Consider the following 14472-nt stretch of genomic DNA (forward strand, 5'->3'; position numbering starts at 1 on the left):
GACAGCTCCCGCACATCAGAAAGAACGAACGTCATGGACGCCGAGCGCGGTCAGCAGGGCCATGAACTTGGCAGCCGTTTCGGCTACCTCGAGATCGGGGTGTGAGTCCGCGACGATGCCGGCACCGGCATACAGGCGCACTTCGGTGCCCTGCACCCGTGCGCAGCGGATCGCCACGTACCAGTCGCCATCGCCCTGGGCATCGGTCCAGCCGACGGCGCCGGCATAGAAGCCCCGCGCCACCGGCTCGGCCTGGCGGATCAGCGCCAGCGCCTGCTGGCGCGGAGTACCGCACACCGCCGGGGTGGGATGCAGCAAGGCGACCAGGGCGGCCGAGGACACCGAGGCGTCCTTCAACGTGCCATGGATGCGGGTACCGAGGTGCCACATGGTTGCGGTGGCATGCAGCGTCGGGCGCGGCTGCGCTTCGACCTGGTGGCACAGCGGGGCGAGCGCGGCGACGATGGCCTCGACCACGTGGCGGTGCTCGTCATGATCCTTGGCCGAGGCCAGCAGCGTTTCGGCGGCGCGCGCATCTTCGGCGGGATCGGCCGAACGACGGGCCGAACCTGCCAAGGGATGCGACAGCACGCGGTCACCGCGCTTGGAGACCAGCAGCTCCGGGGTGGCACCGACCAGCCAGGCCGGGTCGGCCGCGCCCGCTGCGGGCATCGGCACCACGTAGGTGGCCACGCTGGGATCCTTGCCCAGGCGCGCGGCCAGCACGCGCGGATGCAGCGGCTGCGCGGTGGTGACGCGCAGGCTGCGGGCGAGCACGACTTTCTCCAGCGGACTGTCGCTGCGCTGCAGTTCGGTGACGGCCGTTGCCACTGCCTGCGCATACGCATCCGCAGACGGTTCAGCGACCACATCACCGACCAGCGTTGGCGTTTCCACACGGACCACCGCGGGCTGGCCGGACACCTGGTCCGGCTGATACAGCGCATCGCCCTGCTCGGGATCGAACGGCACCGCACCCACCAGCAAGCGCGGGCCGGAGCGCGGCGCGGCGAAGAACGCAGCGACGCGCCCGGCCAGCGTGGCGGTGGCACCGGACGGCAGCCGCGCGCGCACACCCTGCGCTTCCATCGCCTGCTGCGGGCTGCGCAGCAGGAAGTACGGCGCATCGGCGGCGTCGATGGCGGTGGTGTCGGTCATCTCCTCGGTCACACCGATGGCGAGCATCCCGTTCATGCCGCACCCCGCTCGCGGTGCACCGCTGCGGAGACGGCCAGGATCAGCAGCACCACGCCGACCAGCAGGTACGGCGCGCTCGGCGACCAGCGGTACAGCAGCGTGCCGATCATCGGCCCGACCACCATGCCCATGCCCTGCACCGACGCGACCGTGCCCGCGGCAGCGCCCTGCTCGTGCGCCTCCACCGAATCGGCGGCCAGCGCCTGGAAATTGGGGAACACGAAGCCCATGCCGAACGCCGCGATCGCATAGCTGGCCAGCAGCTGCCACGGCACGCTGATCAGTGCCACCGACGCAAAGCCCAACCCGGAGATCAGTGCGCCGACCAGGATCCAGCGCGTCGGGCGGATGTCCTTGAGCTTCATCACCAGGCCCTGCGCGAAGATCAGGCCCACGCCGACCGCGGTCAGGGCCAGCCCGGCCATGCGCGCACCGTCTGCCGGTGACAGGCGCAGGCGGTCGATCGCGAAGAAGCCGACCGTCACCTGAGCGATGGTGACCGAGATCATCGCGGCGAACACCGCCAGCAACGGCAGGCGCAGGCGTGCATCGCCGAGCCCGAGCGTCGGCTTGGGGCCGGTATGTGTCGGCGCGACGGGGGGTGTATTCGGCAACCGCCACCAGATCATCAGCAGCGACAGCAACGGCAACAACGCGGCCACATACAGTGTGAGCGAGAGATTCTTGTAAGCGATCCAACCGGCGGCGGCCGGGCCCAGCACCATGCCCAGCGCGTTGGCGGTGCCGAGCTTGGCCATCACGCTGCCGCGCTGCCCCGGGGCCGCCTGATCGGCAATGATGGCCGCGGCGGTCGGCGGCACGGCGGCGTAGAACAACCCCACCAGTGCGCGCGTGCCAACCAGGACCAGCACGGACATCCAGATCGCCGGCGGTGAGGTCAGCGCCACATCGACGAACACCGCCAGCGCTACGTAGATCACGGCATAGGCCGCCAGTGCGATCAGCAGCACGCGCTTGCGGCCGATGCGATCGCTGAGCGCGCCCCAGCGGCGTGCCGACAGCATCCACAACACACCCGCCGCGGTGACCGACAGGCCGGCGTGCCACTCGGCCAGGCCCAGCACCCGCACCACCGGGCCGATCACGGACACGAACGCCATCATCGCCATGGTGCCGAGCAGGGCGGCGGAGACGAGGGCGGGCAAACCGGAAACGACAGGACGTGAAGACATTGAACACCACAGCCAATAAGAAGTTGAACCACAACGCATCACCGCCCTGTGATCCATTAAATGATAACGGCTCGCATTTGCGTTTGATAGAGCAGGCCTTATGACATGTTCATGTCCACCTTGGTGCCCTGCGACAAAAAAGCACTACATCTTCGGTTGACGATCCACTCGCACCCCACTATGTTGTGTCCATCGGCTCCCCGCTTCCGCCAGGCCCGGTGCACCGTCCCGACGCCGCGTTGCGCTTGAACGCCCCGTCGTACCACCTGACCGGCGCCTGGAAGCAAGGCCCGTCGCCACCGATGTGAGCCTCTGGCGACGTATTCCTGCACACGCAGGGCCTGCCCACCCAACACGCCTTCTGTCCGGCTGCCGCTCGGCTCTGCCGCGCCGCCTGCTGGGCACTGCGCCATGCAAGGAGATCGCATGAACATCGACGACACCGTCGCCTCGACCCTCACCCCGCCCACCGATACCGCCTTTGATGCGGCCACCGTCAATGAAACGCTGTGGATCACCAAGGAAGGCGGCAACCGGCGCATGCCGTTCGACCAGGGGCGGCTGGAGCGGACCGTGCACAGCGTGCACGCCGAGTTCCCGCAGCTGGACGTGGCCGACTACCTGCGCAGCGTGCTCGGGCAGATCGCGCGCCGGCAACAGCTCAGCGCCGATGAGATGGTGGACCTGCTGATCCGCGAGGCGGAATCGCGCATCGACCTGACCGCGCCGGACTGGGAACACTTCGCCGCCCGGCTCTACCTGCGCCGCCTGTACAAGCGCGCCAGCAAGAACCGCTTCTACGACGCCACGCTGAAGTACGGCTCCTACGTGGGCCTGCAGGAGAGCCTGGCCGACCGCAACGTGTACTCGATCGACATCCTCAAGGCCTATTCCAAGGACGAACTGGAGGAAGCCGGGCAGATGATCGAGCCCGAGCGCGACACTCTGTTCGCCTACAACGGCCTGTATCTGCTGGCCACGCGCTATCTCGCCACCGACCACTCGCGCGCGGTGTACGAGCTGCCGCAGGAACGCTGGCTGACCATCGCGCTGTACCTGATGCAGCACGAGCACGAGCACGGTGAGCGCTCACGGCGGCGGCGCATGCTGCTGGTGCGCGAGGCGTACTGGGCGCTGTCCAACCTGTACATGACGGTGGCGACGCCGACACTGGCCAATGCCGGCAAGGTGGGCGGCCAGCTGTCGTCGTGCTTCATCGATACGGTGGACGACAGCCTGCAGGGCATCTACGACTCCAACACCGACGTGGCGCGCGTCTCCAAACACGGCGGTGGCGTGGGCGCCTATCTGGGCTATGTGCGCTCCGCCGGCTCTTCGATCCGAGGCGTCGCGAACTCCTCCGGCGGCGTGGTGCCGTGGATCAAGCAGCTCAACAACACGGCGGTGAGCGTGGATCAGCTGGGCCAGCGCAAGGGCGCGATCGCGGTGTACCTGGATGTCTGGCACCGCGACATCGAAGCCTTCCTCGATCTGCGCCTGAACAACGGCGACCAGCGCCTGCGCGCGCACGATGTGTTCACCTCGGTGTGCCTGCCGGACCTGTTCATGGAGGCGGTCGAGCGGCGGGGTGACTGGTATCTGTTCGATCCGTATGAGGTGAAGCGGATCAAGGGCTGGTACCTGCAGGACTTCCACGATGAGCAGCGCGGCCAGGGCAGCTTCCGCGAGAAGTACGAGGAGGTGGTGGCCGACGAGCGGATCAGCCGGCGTACGATCAAGGCCATCGACCTTTTCAAGCGGATCATGGTCAGCCAGCTGGAGACCGGCAATCCCTTCATGTTCTACCGGGACGAAGTGAACCGGATGAACCCGAACAAGCATGCCGGCAGCATCTACTCCAGCAATCTGTGCACGGAGATCCTGCAGAACATGAGCCCCACCCGCATGATCCAGGAGATGATCAGCGGCGACCAGATCGTGACGACCAAGCAGGCCGGCGATTTCGTGGTGTGCAACCTGTCCTCGATCAACCTGGGCCGCGCGGTGACGGCCGCCCCGGACCTGCTGACCACCGACGTGCTGGAGCGGCTGGTGCCGATCCAGGTGCGGATGCTGGACAACGTAATCGACCTCAACCAGCTGCCGGTACCGCAGGCGACCATCACCAACCGCAAGTACCGCGCGATCGGCCTGGGCACGTTCGGCTGGCATCACCTGCTTGCCCTGCAGCAGATCGAGTGGAACTCGACCCAGGCCGAGGACTATGCGGACGGCCTGTACGAGCGCATCAACTACCTGACCATCCAGGCCAGCATGACGTTGGCCAAGGAAAAGGGCCGCTACAGCGCGTTCGTCGGCAGCGACTGGCAGAACGGCGAGTACTTCGGCGCTCGTGGCTACGACAGCCCGGCCTGGCGCGAACTGGCGGCGCAGGTGGGCGTCAACGGACTGCGCAATGGCTGGCTGATGGCGGTCGCCCCGAACATGAGCACCGCCCAGATCGCCGGCTCCACGGCCTCGATCGACCCGGTCTACGGCGCGTTCTACTACGAAGAAAAGAAGGACTTCCGCCGCCCGGTCGCCGCACCGGGGCTGTCGCTGGACACCTACCCGTACTACGAGAAAGGCGCGTACCGGGTCGACCAGTTCGCCAGCATCCGCCAGAACGCCCGCCGCCAGCGCCACGTGGACCAGTCGATCAGCTTCAACCTCTACGTCCCCAGCACCATCCGCGCCAGCACCCTGCTCGCGCTGCACATGAGCGCCTGGCGCGAAGGCTTGAAGACGACCTATTACGTGCGCTCGAACGACATCGACATAAGCGAGTGCGAATGGTGCAGCAGCTGACCCGGTCAGCCCGGTAGCTGACGACCGTTGGTCGTCAGTAGCCCGGTATCCGACGACCGTTGGTCGTCAGCCCCTTGACCGGTAGTGCCGGCCGCTGGCCGGCAACCCCGCACCCCCGCACCGCCCGTAAAGAACCAAGGACACACCCCATGGCCATCCCCCTCGAACGCATCAAGATCCTCGAACCGCGCCACCCCAACCGCTCCACCGGCATCATCAACGGCCGCACCAGCGGCATCCTCAACTGGAACGACATCCCCTACCCGTCCTTCTACCGGGCGTACAAGGAGCTCTCGACCAACTTCTGGATTCCCGACGAAGTCGACATGAAGGGCGACGCGCGCCAGTACGGTGAGCTCAACGCCCGCGAGAAGAACGCCTACGACTCCATCATCGGCCTGCTCGCCACGCTGGACTCGCCGCAGACGCGCTTCATCTACAACGTCGCCGAGTACATCACCGATCCCGCCGCTCACGCCAACGCCGCGATCATCGGCCAGCAGGAGGTGATCCACAACGAAAGCTACAGCTACGTGCTGGCCTCGATCGCCGGGCTGGCCGACCAGAACCGCGTCTTCGAGATCGCCCGCACCCACCCCACCATCCTCGCCCGCAACGCGCCGATTATGCAGTCCTACGACGACTTCATGCGCGAGAAGACCGCCGAGACACTGATCCGTGCACTGATCCAGTCCTCGATCCTGGAAGGGATCAACTTCTATTCCGGTTTCGCGTTCTTCTACAACCTGGTCCGCCAGAACCGCATGACCGGTACCGGCAAGATCATCAGCTTCATCAACCGCGACGAGCTGGCCCACACCAAGTTCATCAGCGAACTGATCCGCGCGATCATCGGCGAGAACCCGGCCCTGCAGGGCGAGCAGCTGACCGCCTATGTGCATGAAGCCTTCGAGCACGCCATCCAGCTGGAGACGCGCTGGACCGGTGAAGTGCTCGATGGCATCGACGGCATCGACGTGGACGAGATGATCCGCTACGTGAAGTACCGCGCCAACAAGATGGCCGGCATGCTCGGCATCGAGAAACTGTACAGCGAGACCAACGTCAACGTGATGCCGTGGATCAAGGCGTACGCCGACAATTTCACCGAAACCAAGACCGACTTCTTCGAGATGCGCAACGCCAGCTACAAGAAGACCAATTCGGACAATGGCTTCGACGATCTATAAGGCGCCCGGGCAGATGCAGATCCTGCTGGCTTTCGCCTCGCTGAGCGGCAACACCCGGGAGGTGGCGACGCTGATCCGGGCGCGCTGCGAAGCGCTGGGGCATCACGTGGACTGGCTCGACGTCGATGCCGGCGACGTGGCCGCCGTACTGACGGACGCGGCACCCACCCTCTGCCTGCTCGGTTCCTGGACCGACAACGCCGGGCGCACCCCGGCGGAAATGAAGGACTGCGTCGCCGCGTTGCGTGACCGCTTCGGGTTGCCGCTGCCCTTTCCGGTGGCGGTGTTCGGCACCGGCGAGACCCAATGGGGCGAGGAGTACTACTGCGGCGCCGCGCATCGGCTGGCGCGGTTCTTCACCTCGTCCTGTCCGGTGCTGGAGATCGAGCAGATGCCGCAGGGCGCCGAGGATACCCACGCCATCCACCACTGGACCGACACCGTGTTGGCCCACACCACGAGCACGACGACATGCTGACCCTGCACGCCCAGACCCCCGAGGATTACCACGCCGCCCTGCGCGAACATCCCGCCCTGCTGGTGGACTTCCACAAGGACGACTGCCCGGGATGCCGGATGCTGGAGATGTCACTGGCGAGTGTTGCCGGCGCGATTGAAGACGCTGGCATGACCCTGCTGAAGGTGAGGCTCGAAACGGTTGGAGAGGGATTGTTCCGCGAGCTCGGGCTGCGCCAGACCCCCACGTTGCTGGTGGTCCGCGACGGTCACGAAACCGCGCGGCTGGCGGGATTCCAGTCGCCGAAGCAGATTCTTGGCGTGCTCGGCGCTGGGTGACGCGCGCAGGGGATCGTCTGGTGCGGGCTTCAGCGCGTGCGTGCGATCGGCGCCGACAACAGCCCGCGGCGCTTGAACCACCACTCCAGCGGCAGCGTGACCAGCGGCGGTACCGCCGCGGCCAGCGCCAGCAGTGCCGCCCACCAGGGCCAGCGCAGACGGATGGCGGCGAGCACCGACACAACGACGTAGACCATGAAGGCCACGCCGTGCACCGGCCCGAAGATCTTGACCCCGACCGGCGTCGGATCGGCCGCGTGATATTTGAGATACATGCCGATCAACAGGCCGGCCCAGGTCAAGGCTTCAACGAAGGCGACCGTGGCGAATACGCGGCCCATGGGGCTGATTGGCGACGCATGCTTCAAGAGAGGCTCGGGATCGTAACGGAAAGGACCCGCATCATAGCCAGTGACGGCGAGTGATGCGAATCATTCTCAGCCATGCCAGAGGGCGTCACGACCACCGGTCGTGACCCACCGTTCAGGGCGTGACCCACCGATGTCGGCGCGGCCGGTCGCAGCGCCGCCACACGACCCTCAGACAAACATGCCGCCCGATGCCTCCACCCGTTGCGCATTGACCCACGCGGTCTGCGGCGACAGCAGTGCGACCGCCACCGGGCCGATGTCATCGGGCTTGCCCGGCCGACCCATCGCGGTGATCGAGGACACCATCGCGTTGACCTGCGCATCGTCGCGCACGCGGCCGCCACCGAAGTCGGTTTCGATCGCGCCCGGCGCGAGTGTGTTGGCGCTGATGCCACGTGCGCCAAGCTCCTTCGCGAGGTAGCGGGTGAACACTTCGATGCCGCCCTTCATCATCGCGTAGGCCGAGCTGCCCGGCAGCGAGAAGCGCGCCAGTCCGCTGGAGACGTTGAGGATGCGGCCGCCGTCGGCGATCAGAGGCAACAACGCCTGCGTCAGGAAGTACGGGCCCTTCAGATGCACAGCGACCAGCGCGTCGAACTGCGCGACGGTGGTGTCGGCAATCATCGCTTGCAGCCCTTCGCCCGCGTTGTTGAGCAGACCCTGCAGGTGGGTCTCGCCCCACCCGTCCAGCACGGTGCGGACCTGGCCGGCGAAGGCAGCAAACCCGGCGCTGTCGGCCATGTCCAGCGGAATCGCCGCGGCGCGACGCCCCAGCGCCTCGATCCGGGCGACCACCTCTTGGGCGGCCTCGGCCTGGCTGCGGTAGGTGAGCACGATGTCGGCGCCATCGGCGGCCAGCGCGAGGGCGGCATTGCGGCCGAGGCCACGGCTGCCGCCGGTGATCAGAACGATTCGGCGTGCGTTGCGCATGTCAGTCACCTGCTTGGATAAGGAAGGCCAGCGTATTGGCATTGCAGACCGGCATAAATCAGCGGATGCTGATTTGACTGTCCATACTTCATAAACAATCCATGGATCGCCTCGATCAACTGCGCTGCTTCCTGCGGGTCGCCGAACTGGGCTCGTTCACCGGCGCGGCCGACAGCCTCGGCCTGCCCAAGGCCAGTGTGTCCCTCGCCGTGCAACGGCTGGAAGCGGAAGTGGGCGTGCAGCTGCTGCACCGGACCACGCGCCGGGTGCAGCTGACCGCCGATGGCGCCCAGTTCCAGGCGCGCGCGCACGATCTGCTGCACGAGATGGACGATCTGCAGGGCATGTTCCGGATCGATACCAGCCAGTTGAAGGGCCGCCTGCGCGTGGACATGTCCAGTGGGCTGGCCCGGCAGCTGGTGATTCCGCAGCTGCCGGATTTCCTGGCCCGGCATCCCGGGGAGATCGAGCTGAGCGGTACCGACCGCCGCGTCGATCTGATCCGCGAAGGCTTCGACTGCGTGCTGCGGGTGGGCCCGCTGGATGACAACACGCTGGTCGCCCGCCCGCTCGGGCATCTGCCGATCATCAACTGCGCCAGCCCGGCGTATCTGGTCGCGCGCGGTACACCCACGACGCTGGACGATCTGGCCGGCCACGCCCTGATCCACTACGTCGGCACTTTGGGCCAGCGCTCGCCTGGTTTCGAGTACCCCGACGGTGAGGTCTATCGCAGCCTGCCGATGGGGGGCGCGGTGACGGTCAACAGCGGCGATGGATACACCGCGGCGGCGCTGGCCGGGCTGGGCATCATCCAGGTGCCACGGCTGGGCGTCCGCCAGGCCTTGGCGGCGGGCACGCTGGTGGAGATTCTCACCGGGGTGAAGGCGGAGCCCATGCCGGTCACGCTGCTGTATGCCCAGCGCCGTCATCTGCCGCGCCGGGTGGCCGCGTTCATGGACTGGGCGGCGGCGGTGATCCGGCCGGAGCTGTTGCCGGTGGCATGAGCGGGAAGCACGGATGTCGCCTGAATGATCCGGCACCTTTCGGCATATTCGTGCAGATTAACGCACCCAAAGCGAAGACCTCTGCTACAGTGCGGACCACATACAGGCACTCCAACGCACATGTCTGCACATTCATGCAGACTGATGCGCTGCCTCCGCCCTGACCCGAGGTTACCCATGACCACCCAGGACGCCCTGCCGGGCGAACGCCAACAGACCATCCTGCGCCTGCTGCGCGAGCACGGCCGCGTGATGTCGGCGCAGCTCGCCGTCGAGCTGCAGGTCTCGGAAGACTCAATCCGCCGCGACCTGCGCGAGCTGGCCGCGCAGGGCCTGTGCCGCAAGGTGCATGGCGGTGCGCTGCCGGCGACGCCGACCTTCCCGGCGCTGGCCGAGCGCCACGAAAAGGACCACGAGCGCAAGCGCGCCCTGGCGCGGATCGCGGCCGCCCAGGTGCTGCCCGGCGAGCTGGTCTTCCTCGACGCCGGCTCGACCAATACGGTGATCGCCACCTGCCTGCCCCAGCATCAGGGCATTCGCGTGGTGACCAACGCCCCGGATATCGCGCTGGCGTTGATGAGCCGCCCGGGCATCGAGGTCACGCTGATCGGCGGCCGCATGGACCCGCGCATCGGCGCGACCGTGGGCGCGCAGGCCTTGGACGCGATCCGTGCGCTGCGCGTGGACGTGTGCTTTGTCGGCACCTGCGCGGTGGATGCGGAAGCGGGCATCTGGGCCGTGGATGGCGAGGAGGCGACGCTCAAGCGCGCCCTGATTGCCGCCAGCAGCCGCTGCGTGGTCGTCGCCACCAACGACAAGCTGGGCGCGCAGGCCTCGTATCGGATCGGCGATGTCGATCAGATCGACCTGCTGGTCGTGGAAGCGGACGCGCCGGCGGCACAGGTCGCGGCGTTCGAGCGCCGCGGTGTCGCCCTCCAGCACGCCGCGCAGCACTGAGGTCCGGACTCCATGTCGACGCGTTCTGCTTCTTCGTCGCTCCTCGCCCGTGGCCAGCAGCACGCCACCCGCGCCGCCTTCTTCCTGCCCGGCTTCGCCACCGCCGCCTGGGCGCCGCTGGTGCCTTTCGCCAAGAACCGCACGGGCCTGGATGAAGGCTCGCTGGGCCTGGTGCTGCTGTGCCTGGGCGCCGGTTCGCTGCTGGCGATGCCGATCGCCGGGATGCTCGCCGCACGCCACGGCTGCCGTGCGGTGATGATCGCCACGCTGGTGATGGTGATCGCCACCCTGCCCCTGCTCGCCATCGCGCCCTCGCCGCTGACGTTGGGGGCGGTGCTGTTCGTGTTCGGTGCCGGCGTGGGCGCCTGCGATTGCGTGATGAACATGCAGGCGATCATGGTCGAGCGCGACAGCGGCCGGCCGATGATGTCCGGCTTCCACGCCTTCTACAGCATCGGCGGCGCGGTCGGTGCCGGCGCGATGACCGGCCTGCTCGCGGTCCACCTGCCGCCGTGGCTGGTGTGCCTGCTCGGCTCGGCGGTGATGGCGGCGCTGCTGGCGATCTCGCTGCCGTACTGGCGGACCGACAAGGCCCCCAGCGATGCGCCGATGTTCGCGGTGCCGCACGGGGTGGTGCTGGCGATCGGCGTGCTGTGTTTCGTGGCGTTCCTGGCCGAAGGTTCGGTACTGGACTGGAGCGCGGTGTTCCTGCATGAAGTGCAGCAGGTCGACCCCTCCCGCGCCGGCCTGGGGTATCTGGCCTTCGCCATCGCGATGACCGTGACCCGGCTGGTCGGCGACGGCGTGGTGGCCCGGCTCGGCCGCCACCGTTCGATCCTGATCGGCAGCCTGGTGGCGGCGTCGGGCTTCGGCCTGGCGACGTTTGCGACCTGGATGCCGCTGGCCCTGTGCGGATATGCGTTGGTCGGCCTCGGCTGCGCGAACATCGTCCCGGCGCTGTTCTCGATGGCGGGCAACCAGAAGGTCATGCCGGAAAGCCTGGCCATCCCGGCGATCACCACGCTCGGCTATGCAGGCGTATTGGCCGGCCCGGCACTGATCGGTTTCGTCGCGCAGGCCAGCAGCCTGGTGTTCGCCTTCAGTGCGGTGGCGGTGACGCTGGTGCTGGTGGGGCTGTGCGCGCGGTGGGTAAAGGCCTGACGGGCGTGCCGGACGATGGCGTTACCATCGGTCCACTGCCCACCGGATGCGCGCCATGACGGCCCTGCCCTTCGATCCCCGCCCGCGCCGCGCGGCCTTCCGCGCATTGCATGAGGACGGCTGCTTCGTGCTGCCCAATCCGTGGGATGCCGGCAGCGCACGCTATCTGCACAGCCTCGGCTTCCAGGCGCTGGCCTCGACCAGCTCCGGCTATGCGTGGAGCCAGGCGCAGGCCGATGGCACGCTGACCCTGGACGAAACGCTCGCGCATCTGCACACCCTGGCCGCCGCGACGCCGCTCCCGTTGAATGCCGATTTCGGCGATGGCTTCGGCATGCTGGAGGGTGTCGGCAGCAACGTCACCCGCGCCATCGCCACCGGGGCAGCGGGCATTTCCATCGAAGACGCCGGCCCCGATCCCGCCCATCCGCTGCGCACGCTGGAGGATGCCGTCGCACGGGTACGGGCCGCACGCCGTGCGATCGACGCATCCGGCGAGGACGTGCTGCTGATAGGCCGCGCCGAGAACTTCTTCGTCGGCCGCCCGGATGTGGACGATGCGATCACCCGCCTGCGGGCCTATGCCGACGCCGGCGCGGACTGTCTGTACGCGCCGGGCATCAGCACCCGCGAACAGATCGAGGCCGTCGTGGCTGCAGTCGCACCGCGTCCGGTCAACCTGCTGGTCGGCAGCGCACTGCCCTTCACCCTGCAGGACATCGCCGGCATGGGCGTGCGCCGGGTCAGCGTGGGCGGTGCGATGGCGCGCACCGCCTGGGGCGGGATGATGCGCGCCTCGCAGTTGCTGAAAGACGAGGGCCGCTTCGACGGGTTCGCCGACGCGGCCTCCGGGGCGGTGTTGAATCAGTTGTTCCGCTGATCAAACTCAGTGGCTGGACAGCACCACCACCGCACCGGTGACCAGCGCAATCCCAACCCAGCCGATCGGGCGCAGGCGGTTGCCGAACAGCACGCGCCCGCAGAGGGCGGTGCCGATCACCCCGATGGCGCCCCACATCGCATAGGCCGTGGCCAGGTCCATGGTCTTGACCGCCTGGCCGAGCAACGCGAAGGCAATCCAGACCAGCCCGATCGCGGCGACGCCCCACGCGGGTTTACGGAAGCCATCGGACTTGGCGACCATCATGTTGGCGGCGATGTCGATCAGCGCCGAGCACAGCACGAACAGGAACGCGGTGAGATTCATGACGTGTGCTCCTCACCGAGGGTGACGCAGACGATGCCGGCCGCCGCCATCACCAGCCCGATCATCTGCTGCACCGAGAGGCTGTCCTTGAACACGAACATGCCGACCAGCGTGAGCAGGGTCAGGCCGAGACCTTCCCACACCGCGTAGGCCACACCGACCGCGATGCCGCGCACCGACAGTGCCAGGAAGTAGTACGAAATGGCCAGGGCCACGGCCATCACGGCATAGCCGAGATGACCACCATGACGGGCGGCGTCAGCCATGAACGAGGTGCCGACCACTTCGGCGACGATCGCCACGGTCAGGCAGGCCCAGGCGATCAGACCGCCACGGGCACGGGGTTGCGAATGCACCTGTGTGTGCATGGAAAGCTCCTTGATTGCGGCCGGGCGCACACCGGCGGAACGCCGGGCACCGGGGCATCGGCCGGGATGGCGGATGCACGTGCGTCGCTGTGGGCCGGGTGACCTGGCTGCCGACACCCGGTCGGCACTGTCGGCACCGTGGGCACCGTCGGCACCGCATCGGCACCGCACCGGTAGGTACCGACGGTTGGTCGGTACGGCAGCCGGACCATGGCGCCCAAGCGACGCGCCCATTATCATCGCCTTTTCCATCATTACAAAGATGGAATCCATCGACAAAGGCGATACATCCATGCGCTACGGCCCCGAATCCCTCCACGCTTTCGTCGAAGCCGCCGCACTCGGCTCGTTCTCCGCCGCCGCCCGCCGCCTGAGGAAGACCCAATCGACGATCAGCAGCGCGATCGCGACGCTGGAGGCCGACCTGGGCCTCACCCTGTTCAATCGCAGCGGGCGCTATCCGGTCCTGACCGAAGACGGGCGCAAAGTGCTGGGCCATGTGCAGGAAATCCTCGCCGCCGCCGATCGCCTGGAGCAACTCAGCATCCGGCTGGCCGACGAGGTCGAACCGCGCCTCAGCCTGGTGTTCTCGGATATCTACCAGCTCAACCCCGACCAGCATCTGCTGCGCCGGTTCGAGCAGCGTTTCCCGGATATCGAGCTGGAATGGCTGGATGCCGAAGGCAGCGATGTACTGGATGTCGTGCAGCGCGGCCGCGCCCATCTCGGGCTGATCCCGCATCAGCCGGCCTACCCGTCCGAACTGGCGGTGCGTGCCCTGCCCCTGCGCGCGGACATGGCCATCTTCGTCGCCACCGGCCACCCGCTGGCGGCGCTGCCTGCGCCCGACGAATCGCATCTGGCCAGCCACCGCCAGATCTGCCTGAGCGGCGATGCGGAGCGCGAGGGCCACGCACGCGGCCGCACCTGGTCGGCGTCGGATTACCTGATGGTGCTGGAGATGGCCGAGGACGGGTTCGGCTGGGCGGCGTTGCCGCGCTCGCTGGTCGCCCGCTATGGGCGAGGCATCTTGGTAGAGCTGCCGCTGCCCGGCTGGCCGCGGCTGGTCTCCACCGACGCGGTGTGGCAAAAAGGCACGCCGCTGGGGCCGGCGGCGCTATGGCTGCTGGATCAATTCCTGCTGCCGACCGCCGCACCGGACCGCTAACGCCGGCGGCGCACCCGACCGGTAGTGGCGGGCCGGGGGGGGGGGGGGGGGCCCCCCCCCAACACGCCCCCCGCCCGCCCCACCCCCCCCGGGGGGGGGGGGGGGGGGGGGGGGAAAGAG

The 14472-nt window shown here is 67.7% G+C and carries 15 protein-coding genes; 9 read left to right on the forward strand and 6 right to left on the reverse strand.

Features of this window, described 5'->3' with window-relative positions; genetic code table 11:
• Positions 1-15: 15 nt before the first annotated feature.
• Positions 16-1194, reverse strand: coding sequence for an isochorismate synthase (locus ABE424_RS14850; protein ID WP_346491127.1), 1179 nt, complete (start codon positions 1192-1194; stop codon positions 16-18).
• A complete protein-coding gene (locus ABE424_RS14855; protein ID WP_346491126.1) occupies positions 1191-2390 on the reverse strand; it encodes an MFS transporter in 1200 nt (399 codons plus the stop codon). Before ABE424_RS14855 ends, ABE424_RS14850 begins: the two co-directional genes overlap by 4 nt.
• A 426-nt stretch (positions 2391-2816) precedes the next feature.
• On the opposite strand from ABE424_RS14855, the gene ABE424_RS14860 reads away from it, so the two are divergent.
• From ABE424_RS14860 to ABE424_RS14875, 4 genes are all read left to right on the forward strand, one after another.
• On the forward strand, positions 2817-5198 hold the full coding sequence (locus tag ABE424_RS14860) for a ribonucleoside-diphosphate reductase subunit alpha (RefSeq protein WP_346491125.1): 2382 nt from the start codon (positions 2817-2819) through the stop codon (positions 5196-5198).
• A 149-nt stretch (positions 5199-5347) separates the two neighbouring features.
• Positions 5348-6388 carry a ribonucleotide-diphosphate reductase subunit beta gene (locus ABE424_RS14865; RefSeq protein WP_070425230.1) on the forward strand — a complete coding sequence of 347 codons (1041 nt, stop codon included), beginning with the start codon at positions 5348-5350 and terminating at the stop codon, positions 6386-6388.
• A 13-nt stretch (positions 6389-6401) separates the two neighbouring features.
• Complete coding sequence (locus ABE424_RS14870) at positions 6402-6866, forward strand: flavodoxin (RefSeq protein ID WP_346491124.1); 465 nt, start codon at positions 6402-6404, stop codon at positions 6864-6866.
• Positions 6860-7183, forward strand: coding sequence for a thioredoxin family protein (locus tag ABE424_RS14875; protein ID WP_121036938.1), 324 nt, complete (start codon positions 6860-6862; stop codon positions 7181-7183). Before ABE424_RS14870 ends, ABE424_RS14875 begins: the two co-directional genes overlap by 7 nt.
• A gap of 29 nt (positions 7184-7212) precedes the next feature.
• On the opposite strand, the gene ABE424_RS14880 is transcribed toward ABE424_RS14875, so the two are convergent.
• Both ABE424_RS14880 and ABE424_RS14885 read right to left on the reverse strand, forming a co-directional pair.
• Positions 7213-7524 carry a DUF3817 domain-containing protein gene (locus ABE424_RS14880; RefSeq protein ID WP_346491123.1) on the reverse strand — a complete coding sequence of 104 codons (312 nt, stop codon included), beginning with the start codon at positions 7522-7524 and terminating at the stop codon, positions 7213-7215.
• A gap of 198 nt (positions 7525-7722) precedes the next feature.
• Positions 7723-8484 (reverse strand): SDR family oxidoreductase, encoded by a 762-nt coding sequence (locus ABE424_RS14885; protein ID WP_346491122.1) that lies wholly within the window; start codon positions 8482-8484, stop codon positions 7723-7725.
• Positions 8485-8585: 101 nt separating this feature from the next.
• Between ABE424_RS14885 and ABE424_RS14890 the strand changes: the two genes are divergently transcribed.
• The 4 genes from ABE424_RS14890 to ABE424_RS14905 all read left to right on the forward strand — a co-directional run bounded on the left by ABE424_RS14890 (position 8586) and on the right by ABE424_RS14905 (position 12489).
• Positions 8586-9491 carry a LysR family transcriptional regulator gene (locus tag ABE424_RS14890; RefSeq protein WP_346491121.1) on the forward strand — a complete coding sequence of 302 codons (906 nt, stop codon included), beginning with the start codon at positions 8586-8588 and terminating at the stop codon, positions 9489-9491.
• Positions 9492-9668: 177 nt separating this feature from the next.
• Positions 9669-10448, forward strand: a complete 780-nt coding sequence (locus ABE424_RS14895) for a DeoR/GlpR family DNA-binding transcription regulator (protein WP_346491120.1) — start codon at positions 9669-9671, stop codon at positions 10446-10448.
• A 12-nt stretch (positions 10449-10460) separates the two neighbouring features.
• Positions 10461-11609, forward strand: a complete 1149-nt coding sequence (locus ABE424_RS14900; protein ID WP_346491119.1) for an MFS transporter — start codon at positions 10461-10463, stop codon at positions 11607-11609.
• Positions 11610-11664: 55 nt separating this feature from the next.
• Entirely contained in the window at positions 11665-12489 is an 825-nt protein-coding gene (locus tag ABE424_RS14905) for an isocitrate lyase/phosphoenolpyruvate mutase family protein (protein WP_346491118.1), read from the forward strand.
• 6 nt (positions 12490-12495) lie between these two features.
• Here the strand turns inward: ABE424_RS14905 and ABE424_RS14910 are convergent, their stop codons facing one another.
• Together ABE424_RS14910 and ABE424_RS14915 are read right to left on the reverse strand one after the other, a co-directional pair.
• The gene (locus tag ABE424_RS14910; protein ID WP_346477377.1) at positions 12496-12816 is read right to left on the reverse strand and encodes a multidrug efflux SMR transporter; all 321 of its coding nucleotides are present in this window, start codon (positions 12814-12816) and stop codon (positions 12496-12498) included.
• A complete protein-coding gene (locus tag ABE424_RS14915; RefSeq protein WP_346488275.1) occupies positions 12813-13184 on the reverse strand; it encodes a multidrug efflux SMR transporter in 372 nt (123 codons plus the stop codon). The genes ABE424_RS14910 and ABE424_RS14915 overlap by 4 nt, the downstream gene beginning before the upstream one ends.
• 292 nt (positions 13185-13476) lie before the next feature.
• Between ABE424_RS14915 and ABE424_RS14920 the strand changes: the two genes are divergently transcribed.
• Entirely contained in the window at positions 13477-14352 is an 876-nt protein-coding gene (locus ABE424_RS14920) for a LysR family transcriptional regulator (protein WP_346491117.1), read from the forward strand.
• Positions 14353-14472: the final 120 nt, after the last annotated feature.

The organism is Stenotrophomonas sp. TWI1149 (assembly GCF_039673155.1).
GTDB lineage: Bacteria > Pseudomonadota > Gammaproteobacteria > Xanthomonadales > Xanthomonadaceae > Stenotrophomonas > Stenotrophomonas maltophilia_AA.